The organism is Cohnella rhizosphaerae (genome assembly GCF_029525575.1).
In the GTDB taxonomy this organism is placed as follows: domain Bacteria; phylum Bacillota; class Bacilli; order Paenibacillales; family Paenibacillaceae; genus Cohnella; species Cohnella rhizosphaerae.
This window is the reverse complement of sequence record NZ_JAPDIA010000003.1, coordinates 1,424,676-1,446,604: the sequence shown is the minus strand read 5'-3', so window position 1 is coordinate 1,446,604 and position 21,929 is coordinate 1,424,676. Positions and strand designations below refer to the sequence as shown.

Here is a 21,929-nt window from a genome sequence, read left to right as displayed (position 1 = left end):
AATTGATTCGGTCGAAAATGCGGTCGGCCCGGCTTTCCGCGATTTTATTCAATGCGAACCCGCTCCCTTACCATAAACTCGTGGATCCGGCACGCTTGGCAAATGCGTTCACCAACACTAAAATAATAAAGTTGATGACCGAGTTGAACAGTCCGACGGCCGTCGCAAAGCTGTATTCGATGTTCAACAGACCTTTGCGGTATACGTAAGTGGCGATGACGTCCGAAGCTTCGATGTTGGATGAATTTTGCATGAGAAATACCTTTTCGAATCCTACGTTCATCACGTTGCCCGAGGATAAGATGAGCAGAATGACCGCCGTGGGCATGATGCAAGGCAGAGAGATATGCCAGATCCGCTGCCACTTGTTCGCCCCGTCCAGAATGGCCGCCTCGATCTGCTGATGATCGATGCCCGCCAGCACCGCCATGTAGATGACGGTCCCCCAACCGGCGCCCTGCCAGATGCCCGACAGGACGAAGATGCTCTGGAACCAGGAGGGCTCCATCATAAATGCGATCGGCTTGCCTCCGAAGAACGCGATGACCTGGTTGACCAGGCCGTTGGTCGGAGAGAGGAATACGAGCAAGATGCCGACCATGACGACCTGCGAGATGAAATAGGGCGCGTAGGAAATATTTTGAACCGTCTTCTGGAAAAAGCGGCTTTTTTAATTCATTCATCAGCAACGCCAGGATGATCGGCGCGGGAAAGCCCAGGATGATCGAATAAATGCTGATCTTCACCGTATTCCAGACGACCCTGTCAAAAAAAGATGGAGTTGAAAAACGTCTCGAAATGCTTGAAGCCTGCCCAGGGGCTGCCTGTAATCCCCTTGATGGCGATAAAATCTTTGAAGGCGATCTGGACGCCGTACATCGGCCAGTAGCAAAAGATGAGAAAGTAGGCCAACGGCAGCAAAATTAACAGATACAAGGACAGATTCGGCTTTATTTTCTTGATTCGCTGTCGAAGGAAATCGGGAATGGGCGACGGCGGCGGGATGCTCCCGGGCGACGATCGAGGATTCACTTTTGAATGAGCCACGGCTTCACCTGTCCTGGTCAACATTATTTTTAAAATTAATACCGATATATAATTTTGAATCCATAATCTAAATTTAGTATACAATTTTATTTTTGTGTTGTCAAAGTATTATTTACAGGCGAAATGGAGATCATCTGGCCAAATATCCCCCCGTCCACGGGAATTACCGTACCTGTGACATAATCCGATGCGCGCGAGGATAAAAAGACGGCGATGCCGTGAAGATCCTGCAGTGTTCCCCAGCGACCGGCGGGAATCCGGGCCGATACCTGCGGATAACGAACCGGATCCTTTTTCAAATCCGCATTCATATCGGTATCCATATAGCCGGGCGCGATGGCGTTCACCTGTACGCCGGAGGCCGCCCACTCATTGGACAGCGACTTGGTCAACTGCGCGATGGCGCCTTTGCTCGCGGCATAGGCCGTGGCATTATAGCCGCCGATAAAGCTGAGCATGGAGCCGGTGTTGACGATCTTGCCGCTGCCTTGCGCGACCATCAATCGGCCGGCCAGCTGGCAAAGCTGGTACACCGCATTCAGGTTGAGCTCGATGACCCTGTCCCAGCTCTCGACGGGCAAGTCCAGACAAGCGCGCCGGTCATGCATGCCGGCGTTGTTGAATAGGATGTCCAGGCGGCCGCCCAGCAGTCGGACGGCTTCGTCGAACGCTTGCGGCAGCTGTCCGCGCTCCGTCAGATCGCACTGCACGCCATGCGCCCGATGGCCGCCGCTCTTGCCCATCTCCTCGGCCGTCCGCCCGATGTCCGTGCTGATGTCCAGCAATACCACCTCCGCGCCCGCCTGCAGCAGCCCCTCCGCGATGCCTTTGCCCAGGTTCCGGCCGCCGCCCGTCACGATCGCTTTTTTGCCGGTTAGATCGAATAAATGTTGTGCCACGAGTTCCGCCCCCTGAATGAACTGCGATCATGCGTAGCGCGCCACGACCATTTTCTTGCGGGTATAAAATTCGACGCCGTCGCGGCCATTGGCATGAAGATCGCCATAGAACGACTTCTTAAATCCAGAAAACGGGAAGAAGGCCATCGGAGCCGGAACGCCGACGTTCACGCCCAGCATGCCCGCATCGATCGTTTCCCGAAATTGACGGATCGCCTTGGCGTCGTTGGTGAATAAACAAGCGCCGTTCGCGAACGATGAGCGATTGGCAAGCGCGATCGCCGCTTCGAACGTGTCGGCGCGGGCGATGGCCAGCACGGGCGCGAAGATCTCGTCCGTCCAAAGCTTCGTCTCCGGCGCGACATGGTCGAAAAGCGTCGGTCCGACAAAGTAACCCGCGCCGTTCGCGGCTTCCCGCGTCCTCCCGTCCAGCAGCAGCTTGCAGCCGGCCTCCTCTCCGGCGCGAATGTAGCCGTAGGTCCGTTCCTTGTGCGACTGCCGAATGACGGGACCGAGAAATACGCCATCTTCAAGACCGTTGCCCATGACGATCCGTTCGGCGGCCGCGCGCAGACGATCCGCCAGCTCGTCGCCGACGTCGCCGACGGCCACGACGACGGAGCAGGCCATGCAGCGCTCTCCCGCCGAGCCGAAGGCCGCGTTGACGATCTCCTTGACGGCCAGATCCAGATTCGCGTCGGGCATCACGATCGTATGATTTTTCGCGCCGCCAAGCGCTTGAACCCGCTTGCCCTGCGCGGCGGATTCCCTGTACACATATTCGGCCACCGGCTGCGAGCCGACGAAGGACACCGCCTTGACCGCTTCATTGCGAATCAATTCGTTGACGACATCGTGCGCGCCGTGCACGATATTGAACACGCCCGCGGGCAGTCCCGCCTGCTCGAGCAGCTCGGCCAGCCGGTTAGCCAGCAGCGGCGTACGCTCGGACGGCTTCAGCACGAACGTATTGCCGCAGGCAATGGCCAGCGGGAACATCCAGCACGGCACCATCATAGGAAAATTGAACGGCGTAATGCCGGCGATCACGCCAAGCGGGTAACGATACATGCCCGATTCGATGCCGGTGGCGATATCCGGCAGATGGCTTCCCATCATTAGCGTCGGCGCGCCGGCCGCGAATTCGACGCATTCGATGCCGCGCAGCACCTCTCCGTGCGCTTCCGTAAAGCTTTTGCCGTTTTCCGCCGTGATGAGACGGGCCAGATCGTCCCAATGCTCCACCAGCAGCTGCTGGTACTTGAACAGGATGCGCGCCCGCTTCGGGACCGCCGTCCGGCTCCAGTCCGGAAATGCCGCGGCTGCCGCGGCCACCGCCTCGGCCGTGTCCGCCGCGTCCGACAACGGCACGCGCGCAAGCGTCTCTCCCGTCGCCGGATTCGGCACGTTCTCCGACCTTCCCGCACGCGACGGCACCCAGCGGCCGCCGATATAATTGTTGAGACATTCCGGCTTCGCTGCCAAAGTCATAAGCGTTATCCCCCCGTTTCCTAATAGGCGCATTTTGAGCAGGGCGGTCTCCTGGACGGCGGCCATGGCACCTGCGAACAGTTTGATTCGGTCGAATTCGTGCGGATCGCGCGCCATGTCCGCTCTCAATGCGCGCCCGAAGGACATTCTGAGCGCCGTCCCGATATTGACCTTGCCTACGCGCATGGACACCAGCCGTCCGAGCGCATCGTCCGGCACGCCCGAGGCGCCGTGGATGACCAGCGGAACGGCGACGCGCGACTGAATCGCCGCCAGCCGCTCAAAATCGATGGCGGCCTGCTGCCGCTCCATGCGATGAACCGTCCCTACCGACACGGCGACCGCATCGACGCCGGTCGCCTCCACGAAGCGTGCCGTCTCGTCCGGGTCCGACGGCAGATGCTTCATGTTGACGGCAGGGTCGCTGTACCCGACCGAGCCGATCTCGGCTTCGACCGATACGCCGAAGGCGTGCGCCGCTCTCGCGATTTCTTTCGTCCGGCTCGCATTTTCCCCGAACGGCAGCTGCGAGCCGTCGTACATGACGGAGGTGAAGCCGTGCTGGACGGCTTGCATGATCGTCTCGAAGTCGCTGCCGTGATCCAGATGCACGCATACCGGCACGGCCGCCTTTTCCGCGATTCGATGGAGCAGCGGACCCAGGCAGTATACGGGCATATGCCGGATGGCAGGCACATTCGCCGCCAGAATGACCGGCGCGTTCAGTTGCTCCGCAGCCCGCACGACGGCGGCTGCATCTTCGTAGCCGAATACGTTGAAGGCGGCGACCGCGTACGTCCGCTCCGCCGCTTCGCTTACGATCGATTTGAGATCGGCCAACATCCGCTACTCCCCCCCTTCCCTTCGTATCGCGCGATCAAGTCCCGGATCTGCGCCTGCGTCGGCATCGCGTCCGAGCAGCTGTGACTGGATACGACGATGGAGGCGGCCGCGCTTCCCCATGCCAGACATCGATCGATCGTCCAGTCCTGCATCAATCCGTACAGGAACGCTCCGGCGAAGGAATCGCCGGCCCCGAACGTTTTGACGACTTGCGCCGGGAAGACGCCCGCTTGATAGCGCTTGCCCGATCGGTCGAACGCCACCGAGCCTCGGCCGCCGTGCTTCACGACGACGAGCCTTGCGCGCGCGTTCAGCCATTCGCGCGCCGTCGCTTCATCGTCGGCTGCCGAATCGCCGCCGCGCTCAAGCATATTGAACTCTTCCCGTCCCCCGAAGATGATGTCGGCTTGCGCGGCCGCCATCCGGCAATAGACGTAGGTCTCTTCGACGCTCCCCCCACGAATACGGACGATAATCGATATCCAGAATGACGGCGGTGCCGTTCGACCTCGCATATTCGATCGCCAGCAAAGCCGCTTCGCGGGAAGGGCTGCGCGACAGCGCCGTACCGGAGACGAGCAGCGCCCTGGCGTCTCTAATATAAGGCTCGGAAATGTCGGCCGGCTCCAGCTTCAAGTCCGCGACGTTGTCGCGATACATCAACAGGCTGCATTGCTCGGGCGACAAGATCTCGGTAAACGAAAGCCCGGTCACGCTTCCCGAACGATCGATCGTCAATTGAGAGGTGTCGATGTTCGTCCGGTTCAAATAATCCCGGATGAAGCGTCCGAAGCCGTCGTCGGAGATCCGCCCGATGAATCCGGTGCGAAGCCCCAGACGGGCCATCGCAATCGCGATATTCGCCGGAGAGCCGCCGACGTATTTGGTGAACGTCGATGTCTGCTCGATCGGTCGATGAATCTCGTTCGCGTTCAAATCGACGCATAATCGGCCGAGACCGATACAATCGAGCGTCCGGTTCGCCGGAAACCAACTGTCGCTCATGGAGAATTACGCTTCCTTTCCCTTGCATTCTAGATTTGCATGCCTAACAAGCGGTACGCGATCTGCCCGATGACGCGCTCCGAACCGCTGTAGCCCCATACTTGCGACACGTCCGTCCGCCTTGCGGGCGCCGGATCGGCGGAGGACGGCATTAATGCCGGCGAGTGATGCTCCAGCTCCCCCGAAGCTGCCGATGGCCCCATCGTCGTTGTAAAATTGAATGCAGTGTCCGTAGTCGTTCAGATCGCCGGCCGGCACATCCCGATAAACGCCCGAGGGTTGTACGGCGATTTGTCTCACGAGCAGATGGCAAATGCCGTTGCCGCCCCGTCTGATATACCCGAACCGGCCTGTCGTCTGCACGCTTTTTAACGAGATTTTGTGGGTCTCCCTGGCATCGATTCGAAACCGAAGCGCGCCGGGCGCCGCGGTCAGATGGCCGGGTCCCGTCGCGGCGAAAAAATCCGTGGGCTCGGCAAGGCCGTAAACCGGGATAAGCGCCTCCCCGCCCGCCGGCACCTGCAGGAGCGTCCATAAGGATACGGCCGGGCCATGGTCGCGATCGTCGAGCTCGATGCCGGTCTCCGTCTCATAGCCGACATACGCATAAACAAGATCGTCCGGCTTGAGGCCGGCTGCTTGCAGCGGGTCTTCGACCATTCTGCATGTTTTCTGCATGCGAAAAGATAACGCGCCCCCCGCTTCGGTAGGCTTGCGCCGTGCCCGTTTGCCGCCATTGCGCGCTTGCGGAGCCTGTCTCCCCGTCCGCCATCCGGTAATGGCCGGGATCGATCGCCGATTGCACGGTATAGCTGTCCGAATCTTGAAGGTCGCGAATATGAAATTCAACCTCGGGGCTGAGCCAGCACCGTTCTCCCCCCCCGTATTCCAGCCGGGCGTCTGCGAGAACCTGGATTCCGCCGCTTCGCGGTCGGCCAGATCGGGACAGACCCAGACTAGATTGTCGCCTTCGGCGTCCGGATACACGCCGAGTATTCTGGCTCCCCGCTCCAGCGCGACGACGATACCGCCTGTCGCATGTTCAAGGATCGTATGCCTCCAGCCCAGCTCCCGGAGGCAGCCGCGCAGCGCCGGCAGCTTCATTTGGCGATCGCCTCCATCAGCTTTTCAAAAAAGAAGCGCGTGCTCGATCCGCCGTCGACGGTCACCACTTGACCGGTCACGAAGTCGGAGCCGGAGGAAGCGAAAAAGGCGACGACCTTGGCCACATCTTCCGGATAGCCGATCCGGCCCATCGGAATCTGCAGGCCGATCGCCTCTTTGTCGTGCAACGGATCGGCAGTGAACTTCTCGACTTCCGTCGCGCCGGGAGCGACGGCATTCACTTGAATGTTGAATGCGGCCAGATCGAGCGCCAACTGTCGGGTCAACGCGTTCATGCCCCCCTTGGAAGCCGCATAGGCGGCGTACCGCGGCATTGTCAATGCGCCGTGCACCGAGCTGATGTTGACGATCTTGCCGCCCTTTTTCCGGACCATATGCTTCGCGCAAGCTTGCGTACAGAAAAACGTTCCTTTCAGGTTCGTGTCGACGACACGATCCCAGAACGCCTCCGTCACGTCAAAAAAAATGCGCCATCGGATCGATCGCAGAGTTGTTGACGAGAATGTCCGCGCCGCCGAAGTCCGACTCGACTTTTGCGACCATATCGTTAATTTCTTCTACATTCGATACGTCGGCTTGAATCGCCAACGCCCTGCGGCCCATCGCCCGAATCCGCTCGACCGTCTCCATCGCCTGATGGACGCTCGACCGATAGTTCACGACGACATCCGCGCCGTCCGCCGCCAATTGAAGCGCGATTCCTCTGCCGATGCCGACGCCGGCCCCCGTGACCAGCGCCGTCTTTCCTTGCAACGCAAGCATGTGCCATTCCCTCCTATAGAAGCAGCGCTTCGCCTTGTCTGAACAGAAACGGCGTCGTTTGCGGAGCCCGTTTTTCCACGGCCTCCACGAATTGCAGCGGATCCCCGCCCGAATTCCCCGGCAGCATCCAGAAGTGGCACGGCGCTGCATACGCCGGATTCACGATCTCTGTCGCAGCCGCGGCCTCCGCCTCGTTCATGTTGCCGTACCTGCCGTTGATCGGCGCCAGCAGTAAGTCGATTCGAAAGCCGGCCGTGTTTTTCCGAAACTCCGCTTCCCGCAGACACGTATCGCCCATATGGTAGACGGCCTTGTCCCCCGCCTGAACGATGATGCCGATCGCATCGGGCGCCAGCTCTCCGTGATCGGCATAGACGCCGAATATCGTGAATTCGCCGCGTCTCTCGACGCTGCCCGCGAGCAGCGGGCGGCACCGTTCCTCCGCCACGCCCCATTCGTTCAATCGGCGAATCGTCTCGGGCGGCGCGTAGAACGGAAAATTTCCGGATTGCATCTGCTGCACGCAGTCCGCATCGAGATGGTCCTCGTGATGATGCGTGACGAGATAGGCCGCGATCGGCAATTGGCCCAGCTCCCGCGGACTGATCAGCGAAGGCGCGAGTCTTTTGAACGCCGGTCCGATCTGCCGCTCGCAATAATCCGTTATATACGGATCGATCAACGCCACTTTTCCGGAAGGAAATTTGTACACGTAGCCTGCCTGACCGAGCGACCATACGGCGATCCGGCCGGAGCCGACCGGCATTTCCAGTATTTCGCGCAGCAAAGCGCCCAATCCGATGCGCCCCCTATTCTTCGTCGACCGTCTTGTACGATTTGCCCCATTGTTCCAACCGCAGGTCGTACACCGGATTGGCGCCCGGTTCGGGCAGCCGCGACCATACGGTAAATATGACGAGCTCCTCCGTATCGCTGCGGTTGGCAATGGCATGCATGGAGCCGCCCGGGATAAATACGACATCGCCGGGCTCCAGCTCGTGCTCCACGCCATCGAGCCGAACCATCGCCTTGCCTTTGTGGATCAGATACACCTCGTCGTAGGACGGCGCGTGGTTATGATCGGTGTGCTTCGCGCCGGGGGCGACGATGCCCATATTGATTTGCACGTTCTTGGTTTCGGAATTCGTCTGATCGATCAGCATTTTCGAAGAATAAGTCTCGTCGACATACAACGTTTTCACTTGAGACGCTTGAATAACCGTTCCTTTTCCCATTGGACAACGCTCCCGAATTGAATGATTGGATGAATCAGATGTTGCCGGAAGACACCGAACGATCCGGCCGTTCGAACGAATGGTTGAACGACGGGATCGGCTCGGGTCCGTGATAAGCCGCATAACCGCCGTCCACGTGCACGATCGAGCCCGTAATGAACGAAGCCTGCTCCGAGCAAAGGAACAGCACGGCCGCCGCGATATCCTCGGGCGTTCCCAAACGCGCCTGCGGCGTTCGGCGTATCATATCGTCCTCGTTCAACGCGCCCTTGCTAAACGCTTCCCGAATGCCTTCCGTCAGAATGTAGCCCGGCGCCACGCAATTGACCCGGACGCCGTCAAGCGCCCATTCGCATGCAAGCGTTTTCGTAAAACTCTCTACTGCCGATTTGGAAGTCGCGTAAGGAAGCCGTTTGCTGATCCCGCCCAGCGCATGAACGGACGATATGTTCACGACCGCCCCCTTGCTGACGGCCGAGCATCATCGGGCCCGCCTCTTTGACGCACAGGAACATCGACTTGATGTTCGTATCGAGCACAAAATCCCATTCTTCCTCCGAAAACGCCACGATCGGCTTGCGAATCGTCGAACCGACATTGTTGATCAAAATATCCAGTGCGCCGAATTCACGGACAACGTTCGCAAACAATTTTCCGACTTGTTCGGAGGAAGAAACATCCGCCGCGTACGACACGGCTCTCCCGCCGGATCGGATGATTTCCTCGCTTACCGATTGGGCCGCATCCCCGTTAATATCCGCAATGACGACGGCGGCGCCTTCCCGGGCGAACGCTTTTGCGATGCTCCGCCCGATACCGTTCCCAGAACCGGTTACGAGCACGACCTTGTTTGCAAATTGCATGAATATCCATCCCCCCCGGTTTTCAGAGCATGCGCTTAAAACCAAATCTCGTTTTAAATGAACATATTCAAAACGTGGTTTTAGTATACAATTTGATTATATTGTCGTCAATACATTTCACTCATTTTGTCTACCACTTTTCATTTATGTTGACATTATTGAAATTCACTTGATAAGATATAGAAATAAAACAAGAACGAGGGATCTTATGACCAAAATCGACGACCCGCTGGCGCGGGCGCAAAATACGAAGGAAATCGTCAAGAAGCTGCGCACGGACATCATCCTCGGCAAATACGCAAAAGGGACCCGTCTGATCGAATCCAAGATTGCCGACCAGCTCGGCGCCAGCAGAGCCCCCCGTTCGCACGGCCTTTCAGCTGCTGGCGCAAGAGGGACTCGTCATCAACCTGGCCAACGGCGGAACCGAGGTGGTGGGATTTTCTCTCAAACAGGCGATGGATTTGTTCGATCTGCGGCTGCTGCTCGAGAAAAAGGCGTTGGAACTGGTTCTATCCAACGACGCCTTTCACTTTCGGCCCTTGTTCGAGAGCATGGAGCAATTGGAGCTTTATTTGCCCCAAGCGGATGCCGGAGAAGTGCCGAGCTCCGAAACTTCCCGCCTGGACATCCTTTTCCATCGAAGCCTGGTGATGATGGCGGAAAACAATCCTTTGCTCGTCGCCTGGAATACGATGGTCAACATTTTTCAGGAGCTGCTTGAGATTACGAACATGACCAGCTCTTCCTACACCGCATTTTTCGAAGATCACCGCAAGCTGGCCGACCTTATCATCCAACGCAACCGGAGCAGCATCGACGAGCTGGTCGCCCACATTACCAAAGCCAAGAACATTATCATCGAGCGTCTGGAATCCAAGCTGTAGGTGATCATCCACCCATCCCGCCGCGTTCGACGGCCAAAAGCCGCCAACCTCCTTCATCCGGAGTTTGGCGGCTTTTCGATTCACAATCCTTCCACGAACTTTTCGAATGCCTGAATGTCCGTCTCGCCTTCAATGACGCCGATCTCCAGCTCGAACGACAGCGCCGTCATCGGCGCGATCGGCAGCAGCGTGCCCTGCGCTCTCTCGAACGCTCTGCCCTTCACAAAGCAGGTGGACGGCATAAGGCCAATCGCATAATCGCCGGACCGCATCGACTTCCACTGGACCAGATAGGGCAGCTGACGCGTATCGTATTTGATGTACACCCCGAGGCCCAGCCGCGGATTGACGACTGCCGCTCCCGTATATCCCGCGCTACCGGCAGCCGGACGATGACGGTAGACATGCTCCCGGAACCCGTCGATCGGACCCGCCAGGCGATCGAAATCCGCCGCGTGCGCTTCGGACGTCTCGTCTCGGGCCAGCAGCTCCCGGCTGGGCAGCAGCAGCCTCGAACCTTCATCCAGAATCGGAAAACCAATGTTGATATGATAAAGCAGCATCAACTGCTGCGCTTCAAAGCCTTGATTTTCGACGACATCCCGAATCCGAACCGATTTACTGCCTACCGAAGTGGCAATCGACCGCTTCAAAACGAGATTGTCTCCGAAAATCGCCGCTTCCCGCATTTGACCGGATAGCCGGAGGATATATTCGTCCCCCTCCCAGCCGCAGTCGACGGAAATTTGCTCGGCGGGCGTCGTTTTCATCCGCCCATGGAACGGATGTCCGGTTCCTTCGTCTTCGCAAGCGTTGCCAACGTTCAACAAGCCGCATGTATACAGCATCCCGCCCGATATGGCGCGCATGAATTCGGTTCCGTTCATGTCCGCCAGCGCGGGAGAGACGGTGCCGGACTTGGGCGCGTAATGCAGATTCATGCCTTTGTAGCGCATGCCGACCATATCCATCCCTTTGCTCTCGAGTACGGTAAAATCCAACCCCGTACCGTTCGAAACGTCGAAAGCCTTAACGCCGTTCGCTCGACCTTCTCCATAAGTAAAAGGACGTACGTACGCCATCTGCTCCATGCTGCCTACTCTTCTCATCAATGCGGCTCGATCCATCCGTCGACCGTATACGTCGGGCATCCTGCGTTCCTCCTTGTTCCGCCTGCGTCAGACGCCGTTCACGACATGCTTCGGACGTTCTCCGGTCAATACCCTTTTGACCTCCATGGCGGCAAACCGCTGTAGCCGCTCGCTTGCATCTTCCGAATACCAGGCCGCATGGGGGCTCAGCACGCAGTTGTCCAAGCCCAGCAAGGGATGCTCCGGGGCAATCGGCTCCTGCTCGAACACGTCGAGACCAGCGCCGGCGATGATGCCGTTTTGCAGCGCCCATACCAAATCGGACGTCCGAACCACGCCGCCCCGCGACGTGTTGACGAGGTAAGCCGTGCTTTTCATGCGCCGAAAAGCTTCCCGGTCGAAAATATGCGCCGTTTGGGCGTTCAGCGGCAAGTGGGAGGAGATCAAATCGCTCTCGCGCAGCAGCGTGTCAAAATCGACCTTCCGAACGCCCGACGCCTCGAATGCGTGCTCCGGCACGAACGGATCGTATGCGATCACTTGCAAACGGAAGCCTTGGGCTCTGCGGGCGACCTCCTTTGCAATGCTGCCGAATCCCGCCAGCCCGAGCACTTTGTCCCGAAGACCGACGATCGGGCCGAGCGACTGGATCTGCCAATCTCCCCTCCTCACGTTGCGATCCATGATCGTCACTTTGCGCACCGCGCTCAGCAGCAGCGTGACCGCATGATCGGCCACCTCCTGAATACCGTAGTCGGGCACGTTCACGACCGGAATGTTCCTCGCCGCGGCCGCCTTGATATCCACCGTGTCGTACCCGATTCCGTACCGAACGATAACCTTGCAGCGCTGAAGCTGATCGATGACCTCCTTGGTGAACGGGGCGTGATTGGTCAGGATGGCATCCGCATCGCGGCAAAACGCGATCAGCTCCTGAACCGTGTGACAAGCGCGAATCTCAATTTCGGCCGGAAGCGGTTCCAAGATTCGCTTTTCGTTCACGTAATCCGCGAATCCCGGTTCCGTCGTGGCGATGGCAATCCGATAGCCCACAACAAACGCCCCTTTACATACGATAATTTATTTTAGTATACATTAATATTTTATTGTACTCAATACTTAAAATCAGCCAATCCTCTGTCCGGCAACTTCCCTGCCGGGCGGTTCGTCTAACTTCATGAAGGTTAAACTACTTCCATCACGAAGAAACGGAGATGAAACGCCATGCCTAAATTAAAACGGCTCAGCCTCCTGCTGGCCTCGTCCATACTCGCAGCTTCCCTCGCCGCTTGCGGCCAAAACGGTAACGCGGCTTCATCAGGCGATGCGACAGCGACGGTATCCGCTACCGCACCTGCGTCCGAAGCCACGAGCGCGTCGCCCCCGGCAGCTTCTAACGCCGAAGCCGGAGCCTCCTCGCCTTCCGCGATTCCGGCGCAGCGTCCATCCTCGGAACCGAGCGCGTCGCCTTCCGCCGCGCCGTCGGCCGCAGCGTCCGAATCGCAGCAGGCGATCCTCGGAACGCCGACCGCGCTGCGCATGGCCGGCACGAAGAGCGGCTGGACGGGCGGCAAAGGATGGATCGCGAGAACCGACGACGGCGGCAAAACCTGGCGCACGCAGTACAAGCACAACTACGAAGTGCTGCAGATTTTCGCGCTGAACGACCAACAAGCGTGGGCAACGCTCGACATCGGCGACGCCAAGGCCGTGAAGCTTGTGAGAACGACGGACGGCGGCAAAAACTGGAGCGACGCGGGGAAAATTCCGAGCTACGCCTTTTTCCATTTCGTAAACGAGAACGAGGCGTTTAGCGGATCATGGACGACCCAGGACGGCGGCAAGACATGGCAGGAGCTCTCGGTCCCCAAAGACCAGGTCGGCGACGTTTACTTCCACGACCGGAGCAACGGCTGGGCCGTCACGCAGACGGCGGGCAAAAAATTCAGCTTCCTCCGTACGCAGGATGGCGGGAAGACGTGGACCTCCGTCTACGCGAAGGCTTGGGAGGAGCCGCTGAACGGCGCGGTCATCCGCTCCGCCGGCAAAAACGACGCCTGGATCGAGCTGATCGGCGGTTCTGGAATGACCCAGACTTCGTACTCGCTCTTCCATACCGCGGACGGCGGGAAAACATGGCAGCCCGTCGTCGCCAACAGCACCGCCGGCGCAGGACCGGCGCCAGGCTTTAAAATGGACGACAAAGGCGTGCCTTCCAACGAAGGCAGCTCGCCGGGCACGCTTTACGTCGTCGATACGAAGACGGCCTTCCTCGGCGGCCAATGTCAGGCTTGCGACAATCCGAACACGTTGGGCTACACGACGGACGGCGGCAAGACCTGGGTGAACGACAAGCCGCAGCTTCCGGGATACGGCAAGCAGCTGATCGCGGCGGCCGACGCCAAACATGTCTCCTGGATTCTTACCGACTCGCAAAACGCATCCGTCCTATACGTGTCGCAAGACAGCGGCGCGCATTGGACCCAGACGCATACGTTCGCGAAACCGGAAGGCAGCGCCGCCAAGTAACGGTTTACAAGACAAAAGAAGCTTCAAGGCCGCATCGTGCGAGCCTGAAGCTTCTTTTTTTGGCTATGTTCGGTTTTCTCTGAACGACAATCCGTGCGCCTCCAATGCGATTCTCAGCTTGGGAAGCGTACTCGGACCGACGCCATGCATCTCCAGAATATCCGACTCCGCATAAGCCGACAGACGCTGGAGCGAGGTGATCCCATTCCGTTCAAGCGCCCTTCGGGCAGGCGCGCTTAATTTGGAGAGAAAATCGCTTTCGCTCTCTTTGTTCACATGAAAGTCCTCCAATCACACATCTGGCTCCGGATTTTTCCTGGCCGCCCGCGCTTCCAGCAGCATCCCCACGATGCCGAGCAAGACGCCGACGTTGATCGCGAGATCGGCCAGATTCATGATGCCTCTGCCGCCCGTCCACTCCAGAAAGTCGGTCACCCGCGCGAAAAGCAGCCGATCGATCGCGTTGCCGACGGCGCCGCCCGCGAAAAAGCCCGCTCCCGCCGCTAACCAGGGGTTGTTCAGCTTACCCTTGCGCTGCGCGTAAACGACCCAGACGACGACCGCGATCGCGACCGGTATAAAAATCGGCCCCCAACCTTCGAACGAACCGCCTGCCGCGCCCGTATTTTCAATGTGGGTAAACCTTAGCACCCCGGGCCAGAATAAATAGCTGTCCCCGACCGGCAATGACCTGCGGACCGCGATCTTGGACAGCTGATCGACGGCGATGACGGCGAAAAGCACGATATAAACGAGCCCGAACCAACGGCGCATGACGATCCCTCCTTCTGCCTAAGTATACGCGATCTGGAACCCCGCCGTTGCGCGCCAGCGCCTTGCCCGGCTAACCGCTTCTTTAGCTTAGCGCGGCCAAAAGCGCCAGCGCCGCGAACGAAAGCAGCGTAGCGGCAAGGGGCGGTCTCCATGAGGGGCTGTACCGGGGATCCAGCAATAGCCGAATGCGCACGTTGACCGACGCGTCCGCGAAGGAAGCGCTCGCCGCGGGCATCCCCCCCGACCCCGGCCTGCCGCAGCAGCTTCAGCAGCGCGCCGCCCAGCGCTTCGGCGCCGCCGCTCGACGACGCGATCGCATGGCGGTCCGCCAGCACTTCGACCGCCGTCTTGTACTTGTCCTCCGCCCAGCCGAGCAGCGGCACGTACCACAGCGCCTTGCGGCTTAGCGACAGCGCGAACAGCGCGAGCGGATCGCGGCGCCTCAGATGGTGCCGCTCATGCGCGACGACCGCGGCGAGCTCGGCCGGCTCCAGCATGCGCAGCAGTCCCGCGGACAATACGATCCGCGGCCGGAAAAGGCCGACGGTCATCGCGACGGGCGCTTCCGCGCGGATGATCGCGAGCCGCCCCCGGCCGATGCCGAACCGGCGTCCGTATCGCCTTGACAGGCGGGCGTCCGCCGAACGGCGCAGCATGCTGCCGAATCGCCTGGCGCAGACCGCCTCCCGGACAAGCTGACTCGCGCAGAAGGCCAGCGTCGAGACGAATACCGCGCTCATCAAGGGAAGAGATACGGGAAATCCCATGTAACGGAACCAGGCGACGCAGTAGTCGAACAGCACGAATGGCAGCCTGATCCGGAAGACGACCTTGAGCGCGAACATCGCCATCTGCGCCGCCACGAACGCCGCAACGGACAATGATAGGGCGAGCAGCCATCTCGAGCGGGCTTCCCACATGTTTATCGTTCCTTTTTTATGTTGTTTGAGCTGTCGCTCCAGCTGGTCCAGCAGGTCGGGATCGACCTGCTCCAAAGCATCGACCATATGCGCGACGGCGCGCGAGCCGAATTCGTGGACCAGCTCGAAGGCAAGCTCCTTCGACTGCGCCTCGAGAAATTCGTCGCGGGTAAGGACCGGGCGATACCGATGCGATTTGGCATTCGTCTTTTTTGCTCAATATCCCTTTGTCCACCAGCCGGTTCATCACCGTCATGACCGTGTTGAAGCTCATTTCCTTGTCCTTGTCCTTGTTCAGCGCCTGCTGCACTTCTTTGATCGTCAGCTCGCCCTCCGCATCCCAAAGCGCGGTCATGATCCTGGCTTCGAGCGGTCCGAAAAAGCGTTCGAGGCCGTTCCCGTGAACTTTGAAATTTTGCAGCTTCATATTCTACACACCCTTCACACTACGGATTATAGTTTTCCGCGGCCGCGCACGTCAACGTTGGTCCCCGCCGCGATATTCGGGTTGCATCGTTTTCGGACTTTTGTCTATAATACAAACATAAGTTTAAAAACGTGAGAGGAGCCGCCTATGGACCGCGAACAACAAATACTGTCGTTCATCCGGCGCAATCCGTTCGTCACCCAGCAGGAGCTGGCGGACGCCATCGGCATTTCCCGCAGCGCGGTCGCGGGATACGTGGCGGCGCTGACCCGCAAAGGCAGCATTCGCGGCAGAGCGTACGTGCTCGCCGAGGAAGGCAGCGTGCTCTGCATCGGAGGCGCGAACCTGGACAGCAAAGCCCGCGGCAAGCAGCCGCTGCGGCTCGGCGCCTCCAATCCCGTCGCGGTCGCGGAGAGCTGCGGCGGCGTCGCGCGCAACATCGCGGCCAACCTCGCCGCCCTCTCCGCGCGCGTCGCGCTGCTTACGGCGGTCGGCGACGACAAGGCCGGCAGCTGGCTGCTCGAGCGGACGGCGAGCCAGGGCGTCGACATCGGCCCGTCCCTCGTGCTGAGCGGCGAGAAGACAGGCAGCTACACCGCGATTCTCGGCGAAGACGGGGAATTGTTCATCGCCTTCGCCGACATGGACATCTACGAGCGGATCACGCCGGGCACGCTTGAGGAGAAGTGGCCGCACATCGCCGCTTCGAAGCTGGTTGTCGCGGACGCGAATCTTCCCGCCGCCAGCCTGGCCTGGCTGGCGCGCCGCTGCGGCGACGCCGGGCTCCCGCTGTTCGTCGATCCGATCTCGCCGGAGAAGGCGAAGAAGCTGCCGGAGCGGCTGGACGGCATCGCCGCGGTATTCCCCAACCTCGCCGAAGCGCGCCAGCTGGCAGGGCGGGGCGACGAAGAGCCGACGGCGGACGGCGGCGTCGCCGAATGGGCCGAGCTCGCCCGCCTGATCCTGGCGCGCGGCGCCGGCCATGTGCTGATCACGCTCGGCAAGCACGGCGCCTACTGCGCCGGGCCGGACGGCGAGCTTCATCTGCCGGCGCTGCCGGTCCGTGTCGTCGACGTCACCGGAGCCGGCGACGCGTTCCTCGCCGGCGTCGCCTACGGCGTGCTGCGCGGCGAAGCCTTCGCAGACGCCTGCCGGTCAGGGCTGGCCGCCGCCCGCATCGCGCTTGAGACTGCGAGCTCCTCCTCCGAGCAGCTGAATGAAGAACGGCTAGCCGAAGCCGTCCGCGAATCGCGAATTTAGTTTCACCCACATCCATCTAGCGAAAGGAAACGATCCCATGAACCCTTATCTTCAAATGACCAAGGAAGTCCAGGACGCGCTGAACGAAGGCAAACCGGTCGTCGCGCTGGAGACGACGATCATCTCGCACGGCATGCCGTATCCGCAAAATATCGAGATGGCCCGCAAGGTCGAAGACATCATCCGCGAAAACGGAGCCGCCCCCGCGACGATCGGCATCATGAACGGCCGCATCCGGATCGGGCTCGACGCGGAAGGACTTGAAGCGTTCGCCAACACGCCGCACGTCGAGAAGGTAAGCCGCCGCGACTTCGCGCACATCCTGTCCGCCGGCAAGATCGGCGCGACGACCGTGTCGGCCACGATGATCGGCGCCGCGATGGCCGGCATCGAAGTGTTCGCCACCGGCGGCATCGGCGGCGTACATCGCGACGGCGAGAACAGCATGGACGTGTCCGCGGACCTGACCGAGCTGGCCCGGACGAACGTCGCCGTCGTCTGCGCGGGCGCCAAGTCCATCCTCGACATCGGCCGCACGCTCGAGTATTTGGAGACCCAGGGCGTACCCGTCGTCGGCTACAAGACGGACGAGTTCCCTTCGTTCTACGCACGGGAGAGCGGCTTCGGCGTCGACTTCAGGCTCGACACGCCGGAAGAGGTCGCCGCCATGCTGCGGACGAAGTGGCATCTCGGGCTTGCGGGCGGCGCGATCGTCGCCAACCCGGTCCCGGCCGAGTACGCCCAGCCTGCGGACAAGATGGAAGCCGTCATCCGCCAGGCGCTGGACGAAGCCAACGCGCAGCATATTGCCGGCAAGCGCGTGACGCCGTTCCTCCTCGGGCGGATCAAAGAGCTGACGGGCGGCAGCAGCCTCGACACGAACATCCAGCTCGTGTACCACAACGCCAAGGTCGCGGCGGAGATCGCCGTGGCGCTGAAGGCGAAGTAAGTCAAGTCAGCGGAAATGACAAGAAGGGGAAGAGACGGCCGCGGCCGCTTCTTCCCCTTTTTGTCGTCTGCTTGGCGGTAAGACTGGTAAGCTTAATCGCCGTTCACCCTGCTCTGCAATATTAAGGATTCAAAATTTCGGTCACTTTCTTAAATGAAACGGCACTGACCTTCCAGCTCTTATCCGCGTAAACCAGCGTAGCATACCGATAAAGCGTCTCGTTATCCGAATTCATCCCGGAAGACTGAACCAGGGTCGCCGTATGATCATCTTTATAGGTAACGCCTGATTGATAGATTGTTTTAAACTTAAAGTCGTTCTCAAGTCCTTTGCTTTGAACAAGGGTGTTAATAAATAGGTCCGTAAAATAAGGGCTGAAATACGTTCGGATTTGCTTCATCGCAGAAATGTCGGTCGCTTCATTTAATTTGTCGACCAGTACTTGGACTCGCTGATCCGTGATTCGTCTGGACGACGGCACTTCGGCTTTCTGGTCCATACTGACGACAAGCTGTCGTTCTGCCGTCGTAATCGTCGCCTGTTTGGTTTGCTGATTCCAGCCGACCTCCGCCCCCAGCGTTTGGCTTACAAAACGCAGCGGAACGTACGTCATGCCCCCCGTAAAATAACTGCGCGGGCACGTCAAGCGTCACTTGGGTTTGGTTCACCGATACGTTCGGAGAATCCAGTTCGAGTACGATCGTTGTGCTGTCCCGAGTGATGGTTATTTGTTTCGTTTGTTGATTCCATTGTACATCCGCACCCAGATTTTCCGATACCGCCCGCAAAGGAATGAGCACCCGATTGTTTTGAAGCTTTCCGCTGTCTAATTGAATAGGGACGCTGTTCGCAAAGGATGTCCCACAGGGTGTCGCTAAGGTCGGCACGATCAGCATCGCCGCAGCCAGTATAGATACGATCCTTTTCATCAACATCAAGCCCTCCTAGAATTCCTTTATATAATCTATAAACACTTCACGCCATAGAAAGGTTGCTTTTTCAAGCAAAAAGGAGCCAGAGCCTGTCTCGATCAGGCTGACTCCCGTTGCCACTCTTATTCAGGACTGTTGATAATTCACGGGGGTACTCCGCATCCTGAATCCAGGTCGCGTTGCACCAATCGAATCAGTTCATCGCGGATCGCCGGGCCTGCCGCCTTGTAGAGGATACCCGGGTCATACTTTTCTTGGCGGAAAAGGGCGTTTAACCCCCCGCTCGATGCGTTCGTTCGTAAAACATACCAGCGACAGCAGGATCGTCTCCGCTTGATCAAAATCCTCCTGCGCTATCAACGAGATCGCGTACGTCTCCATTTGCTCCCGACCACCCGCTCATACCACCAGGTCATTCCTATCTGAGCCCAATCCGATCCACGCGTGCACATTTTCAGTCGTGCCGTGCACATCGGAGCCGAGGCGTCGTGCTAAAATCTAAAATTGTAAACGCTAACACGGACTGCAAAGGAGGAGAGCAATGGCTCAGCCCGTTCCGGCCGCCCCATCCGTATCCGCCCCAGAAGCGCCCGCAGCCGAAGTGACGCTGTGGCGGCGGATCGTGCGGCATCGCATGCTGTATCTGATGTTTTTGCCGGTAGCCGTCTACTATATCGTGTTCCGCTACTGGCCGATCGGACTTGCCTGGATCGTCGCCTTCAAGGATCTGAAGCTCGGCATGGGCGTGTTCGACAGCGCCTGGGTCGGACTGGACAATTTCCGCGTCATGTTCGAAGACCCCGAGATCGTCAACGTGCTGCGCAATACGGTGGAGATCAGCCTGCTGCGCATCGTCGTCGGCTTTTTTCCGCCGATTATTCTGGCCATCATGTTCCACGACCTGTCTTCCGGCAAGTTAAAAAAATGGCTGCAGAGCGCCGTCTACATCCCCCACTTTTTTTCGTGGGTCATCATTTTCGGCATCGTGTTCGCCTTTTTCTCCACCGGCACGGGCTTCGTCAACAATGTGCTGGAAGCGATGGGCCTGCCCCGAGTCGAGTTTTTCCTGTCCGAGGGCTGGTTCCGGCCGATCCTGATCGGCTCCGCATTGTGGAAGGAGATCGGCTGGAGCACGATCATCTATCTCGCGGCGCTCAGCACGATCGACGCCCAGCTCTACGAGGCGGCCAGAATCGACGGCGCCGGACCGATCCGCCGCATCTTCGCCGTCACGCTGCCGGGCATTCTGCCTGTCGTCACCTTCGTGCTCTGCCTCAGCCTCGGCAATATTTTGTTCGCGGGCGGCGAGCAGATCCTGCTGTTCTATAACAAAGCGGTGCTCGACACGGCGGACGTCATCGAGACGTGGGTGTATCGCGAGGGACTGAGCCGGCTGCAATTCAGCGTAGGGACGGCCGTGGGCCTGTTCCAGTCGCTGATCGGCATGGTCGTCATCCTGGCCGGCAATACGCTGGCGAAGCGGTATACCGGCCGCGGCATCTGGTAGAGGAGGCTGCATATGAAAAGCAATTCGGCTGGCGAGCGCGCCTACCAGATCGTCATTCATCTCATCGTCCTGCTCGTCGCGGCATCTGCCGTCTTTCCCCTGCTGTATGTCATCGGCATGTCGCTGACGACCAAGTCGGAGATGATCGCCCGCGATTATTTCGTCATCGTCCCTCATGCCCCGACGCTGGAGGCCTACAAACGGATCATGTCCTCCTCCGTCATCTGGCATTCGTTCGTCGTCTCCGTCCTGCGGAGCACGGTCGGCCCGCTGCTGACGCTGACGCTCACCGCCATCGGCGCTTACGTGCTGGCGCAGCGGACGCTGCCCGGCCGCGGCATCTTCCTGTTCTTCATCCTCGCCACGATCCTGTTCAACGGCGGACTGATCCCGACCTATCTGGTCGTCGAGCAGACGGGACTGATCGACTCGTTCTGGTCGATGATCCTGCCGATCATGGTGGACAGCTTCGGACTGCTGGTCATCAAGATTTTCATCGAAAATCTGCCCGACGGCCTGACCGAATCCGCGCGGATCGACGGCGCCGGCGACTGGAGCATGCTGTGGCGGATCGTGCTGCCGCTCGCGGCCCCCGCGCTCGCGGCTATCGGCCTGTTCAACCTGGTCGCGCACTGGAACAGCTGGTTCGACGCGCTGCTGTACCTGAACGACAAGTCGCTGTACCCGCTGCAGATGGTGCTCAAGAACATGCTTACGATCGACTCCGTCAGCGGCGACTCGATGAACGCGATGCTGAAGACGTCGCAATCGATCAGCACGGAGACGCTGAAGATGGCGGCCGTCGTCGTCGGCATCATCCCGGTGCTGTGCGTCTATCCGTTTTTGCAAAAGCATTTTGCCAAGGGCATGTACATGGGCTCCGTAAAAGGGCTGAGGCACCTACTACTATTATCGAAGGGGGGCATTCCCGTGAAAAAAGAAAACGTTACGCCGCCATGGCCGCGGCCGTCGCCGCTTGTACCCTGCTTAGCGCCTGCTCCGGCAACGGAAACGGCAACGCGCCCAAGCAAGCATCGCCGTCCGGCGGCGCGGCCTCCACCGCCAGCGCAACCGGGGAAGCGAGCGTCAAGCCGTCCGGGGGCGATGCGGGAGCGCCGCTCAAGGAGCTGAACTACCCGGATGCGTTCCCGGCCGTGCCGAAGGCGGTCGACAGCGCCAGCTACGCCTACGACGATCTGGGCAAGAAATACGATCTGGACATCATGGTGGCGGGCGCCTTCAACCAGCCGGTGCCGGAGGACAAGATCAAGACCTATCTGGAACAGCAATTCAACGTCTCCCTGACGTTCTCCAGCATGAACGGCGAGGATCTGAAAAACGCCGTGACCGTCCGCTACGCCTCCGGCGACGAACCGGACCTCG

General features: G+C 59.5%; 18 protein-coding genes and 7 pseudogenes. 6 read left to right on the top strand and 19 right to left on the bottom strand.

The features are described 5' to 3' along the window. Positions 1–67: 67 nt before the first annotated feature. The 11 genes and pseudogenes from OMP40_RS12215 to OMP40_RS12165 form a co-directional block, all read right to left on the bottom strand. Positions 68–1,071, bottom strand: a pseudogene (locus OMP40_RS12215) (ABC transporter permease). A 62-nt stretch (positions 1,072–1,133) separates the two neighbouring features. Then, positions 1,134–1,946, bottom strand: coding sequence for an SDR family oxidoreductase (locus OMP40_RS12210; protein ID WP_277531645.1), 813 nt, complete (start codon positions 1,944–1,946; stop codon positions 1,134–1,136). 27 nt (positions 1,947–1,973) lie between these two features. Beyond that, positions 1,974–3,437 carry a CoA-acylating methylmalonate-semialdehyde dehydrogenase gene (locus OMP40_RS12205; protein WP_277533134.1) on the bottom strand — a complete coding sequence of 488 codons (1,464 nt, stop codon included), beginning with the start codon at positions 3,435–3,437 and terminating at the stop codon, positions 1,974–1,976. Between the two features lie 72 nt (positions 3,438–3,509). Then, positions 3,510–4,280, bottom strand: a pseudogene (locus OMP40_RS12200) (class II fructose-bisphosphate aldolase); the annotation flags it as partial. Beyond that, positions 4,253–5,285: pseudogene (gene iolC / locus OMP40_RS12195) on the bottom strand (5-dehydro-2-deoxygluconokinase). The pseudogenes iolC and OMP40_RS12200, both read right to left, overlap by 28 nt. A gap of 6 nt (positions 5,286–5,291) precedes the next feature. Then, positions 5,292–6,389 carry a hypothetical protein gene (locus OMP40_RS12190; RefSeq protein ID WP_277531644.1) on the bottom strand — a complete coding sequence of 366 codons (1,098 nt, stop codon included), beginning with the start codon at positions 6,387–6,389 and terminating at the stop codon, positions 5,292–5,294. Beyond that, on the bottom strand, positions 6,386–6,865 hold the full coding sequence (locus OMP40_RS12185; RefSeq protein WP_277531643.1) for an SDR family oxidoreductase: 480 nt from the start codon (positions 6,863–6,865) through the stop codon (positions 6,386–6,388). Before OMP40_RS12185 ends, OMP40_RS12190 begins: the two co-directional genes overlap by 4 nt. A gap of 1 nt (position 6,866) precedes the next feature. Then, entirely contained in the window at positions 6,867–7,172 is a 306-nt protein-coding gene (locus OMP40_RS12180; RefSeq protein ID WP_277531642.1) for an SDR family NAD(P)-dependent oxidoreductase, read from the bottom strand. A gap of 13 nt (positions 7,173–7,185) precedes the next feature. Further along, positions 7,186–7,968, bottom strand: coding sequence for an MBL fold metallo-hydrolase (locus OMP40_RS12175; RefSeq protein WP_277531640.1), 783 nt, complete (start codon positions 7,966–7,968; stop codon positions 7,186–7,188). Between the two features lie 13 nt (positions 7,969–7,981). Continuing rightward, entirely contained in the window at positions 7,982–8,407 is a 426-nt protein-coding gene (locus OMP40_RS12170; protein ID WP_277531638.1) for a cupin domain-containing protein, read from the bottom strand. A 181-nt stretch (positions 8,408–8,588) separates the two neighbouring features. Continuing rightward, positions 8,589–9,270 (bottom strand): annotated as a pseudogene (locus OMP40_RS12165) (SDR family NAD(P)-dependent oxidoreductase); the annotation flags it as partial. Between the two features lie 329 nt (positions 9,271–9,599). Here OMP40_RS12165 and OMP40_RS12160 point away from each other — a divergent pair. Then, positions 9,600–10,157: an FCD domain-containing protein gene (locus tag OMP40_RS12160; RefSeq protein ID WP_277531636.1), complete on the top strand. Its 558-nt coding sequence runs from the start codon at positions 9,600–9,602 to the stop codon at positions 10,155–10,157. Between the two features lie 80 nt (positions 10,158–10,237). On the opposite strand, the gene OMP40_RS12155 is transcribed toward OMP40_RS12160, so the two are convergent. Then, complete coding sequence (locus tag OMP40_RS12155) at positions 10,238–11,308, bottom strand: aldose 1-epimerase family protein (RefSeq protein ID WP_277531634.1); 1,071 nt, start codon at positions 11,306–11,308, stop codon at positions 10,238–10,240. Positions 11,309–11,335: 27 nt separating this feature from the next. Then, the gene (locus OMP40_RS12150) at positions 11,336–12,301 is read right to left on the bottom strand and encodes a C-terminal binding protein (protein WP_277531631.1); all 966 of its coding nucleotides are present in this window, start codon (positions 12,299–12,301) and stop codon (positions 11,336–11,338) included. A 171-nt stretch (positions 12,302–12,472) separates the two neighbouring features. Here OMP40_RS12150 and OMP40_RS12145 point away from each other — a divergent pair, with 171 nt between their 5' ends. Continuing rightward, positions 12,473–13,777 (top strand): VPS10 domain-containing protein, encoded by a 1,305-nt coding sequence (locus tag OMP40_RS12145; RefSeq protein WP_277531629.1) that lies wholly within the window; start codon positions 12,473–12,475, stop codon positions 13,775–13,777. A 63-nt stretch (positions 13,778–13,840) separates the two neighbouring features. On the opposite strand, the pseudogene OMP40_RS12140 reads toward OMP40_RS12145, so the two are convergent. From OMP40_RS12140 to OMP40_RS12125, 4 genes and pseudogenes are all read right to left on the bottom strand, one after another. Next, positions 13,841–14,032 (bottom strand): annotated as a pseudogene (locus tag OMP40_RS12140) (helix-hairpin-helix domain-containing protein); the annotation flags it as partial. A 36-nt stretch (positions 14,033–14,068) separates the two neighbouring features. Further along, positions 14,069–14,521, bottom strand: coding sequence for a signal peptidase II (gene lspA, locus OMP40_RS12135; RefSeq protein WP_277533132.1), 453 nt, complete (start codon positions 14,519–14,521; stop codon positions 14,069–14,071). After that, positions 14,422–15,291 (bottom strand): M56 family metallopeptidase, encoded by an 870-nt coding sequence (locus OMP40_RS12130; protein ID WP_277533131.1) that lies wholly within the window; start codon positions 15,289–15,291, stop codon positions 14,422–14,424. The genes lspA and OMP40_RS12130 overlap by 100 nt, the downstream gene beginning before the upstream one ends. A gap of 192 nt (positions 15,292–15,483) precedes the next feature. Continuing rightward, a pseudogene (locus tag OMP40_RS12125) lies at positions 15,484–15,898 on the bottom strand (BlaI/MecI/CopY family transcriptional regulator); the annotation flags it as partial. Positions 15,899–16,045: 147 nt separating this feature from the next. Here OMP40_RS12125 and OMP40_RS12120 point away from each other — a divergent pair. Continuing rightward, positions 16,046–17,158, top strand: coding sequence for a carbohydrate kinase (locus OMP40_RS12120; RefSeq protein WP_277531626.1), 1,113 nt, complete (start codon positions 16,046–16,048; stop codon positions 17,156–17,158). Between the two features lie 37 nt (positions 17,159–17,195). After that, positions 17,196–18,107: a pseudouridine-5'-phosphate glycosidase gene (locus OMP40_RS12115; RefSeq protein ID WP_277531625.1), complete on the top strand. Its 912-nt coding sequence runs from the start codon at positions 17,196–17,198 to the stop codon at positions 18,105–18,107. 121 nt (positions 18,108–18,228) lie between these two features. Here OMP40_RS12115 and OMP40_RS12110 read toward each other — a convergent pair whose 3' ends face one another. Together OMP40_RS12110 and OMP40_RS41550 are read right to left on the bottom strand one after the other, a co-directional pair. Beyond that, positions 18,229–18,720, bottom strand: coding sequence for a copper amine oxidase N-terminal domain-containing protein (locus OMP40_RS12110; RefSeq protein WP_277531623.1), 492 nt, complete (start codon positions 18,718–18,720; stop codon positions 18,229–18,231). A gap of 19 nt (positions 18,721–18,739) precedes the next feature. Further along, positions 18,740–19,003 (bottom strand): annotated as a pseudogene (locus tag OMP40_RS41550) (copper amine oxidase N-terminal domain-containing protein); the annotation flags it as partial. 577 nt (positions 19,004–19,580) lie between these two features. Here OMP40_RS41550 and OMP40_RS12105 point away from each other — a divergent pair. Together OMP40_RS12105 and OMP40_RS12100 are read left to right on the top strand one after the other, a co-directional pair. After that, positions 19,581–20,546 (top strand): ABC transporter permease, encoded by a 966-nt coding sequence (locus tag OMP40_RS12105; RefSeq protein WP_277531621.1) that lies wholly within the window; start codon positions 19,581–19,583, stop codon positions 20,544–20,546. 12 nt (positions 20,547–20,558) lie between these two features. After that, positions 20,559–21,677: a carbohydrate ABC transporter permease gene (locus tag OMP40_RS12100; RefSeq protein ID WP_277531620.1), complete on the top strand. Its 1,119-nt coding sequence runs from the start codon at positions 20,559–20,561 to the stop codon at positions 21,675–21,677. The last annotated feature ends 252 nt before the right edge of the window (positions 21,678–21,929 follow it).

What these genes read in the sequence shown, in the direction of transcription:
- OMP40_RS12205 (WP_277533134.1), bottom strand. Translation starts at nt 3,437, where the DNA reads ATGACTTTGGCAGCGAAGCCGGAATGTCTCAACAATTATATCGGCGGC.
- OMP40_RS12190 (WP_277531644.1), bottom strand. Translation starts at nt 6,389, where the DNA reads ATGAAGCTGCCGGCGCTGCGCGGCTGCCTCCGGGAGCTGGGCTGGAGG.
- OMP40_RS12180 (WP_277531642.1), bottom strand. Translation starts at nt 7,172, where the DNA reads ATGCTTGCGTTGCAAGGAAAGACGGCGCTGGTCACGGGGGCCGGCGTC.
- OMP40_RS12170 (WP_277531638.1), bottom strand. Translation starts at nt 8,407, where the DNA reads ATGGGAAAAGGAACGGTTATTCAAGCGTCTCAAGTGAAAACGTTGTAT.
- OMP40_RS12155 (WP_277531634.1), bottom strand. Translation starts at nt 11,308, where the DNA reads ATGCCCGACGTATACGGTCGACGGATGGATCGAGCCGCATTGATGAGA.
- OMP40_RS12145 (WP_277531629.1), top strand. Translation starts at nt 12,473, where the DNA reads ATGCCTAAATTAAAACGGCTCAGCCTCCTGCTGGCCTCGTCCATACTC.
- OMP40_RS12130 (WP_277533131.1), bottom strand. Translation starts at nt 15,291, where the DNA reads ATGAGCGCGGTATTCGTCTCGACGCTGGCCTTCTGCGCGAGTCAGCTT.
- OMP40_RS12120 (WP_277531626.1), top strand. Translation starts at nt 16,046, where the DNA reads ATGGACCGCGAACAACAAATACTGTCGTTCATCCGGCGCAATCCGTTC.
- OMP40_RS12115 (WP_277531625.1), top strand. Translation starts at nt 17,196, where the DNA reads ATGAACCCTTATCTTCAAATGACCAAGGAAGTCCAGGACGCGCTGAAC.
- OMP40_RS12110 (WP_277531623.1), bottom strand. Translation starts at nt 18,720, where the DNA reads ATGACGTACGTTCCGCTGCGTTTTGTAAGCCAAACGCTGGGGGCGGAG.
- OMP40_RS12105 (WP_277531621.1), top strand. Translation starts at nt 19,581, where the DNA reads ATGGCTCAGCCCGTTCCGGCCGCCCCATCCGTATCCGCCCCAGAAGCG.
- OMP40_RS12100 (WP_277531620.1), top strand. Translation starts at nt 20,559, where the DNA reads ATGAAAAGCAATTCGGCTGGCGAGCGCGCCTACCAGATCGTCATTCAT.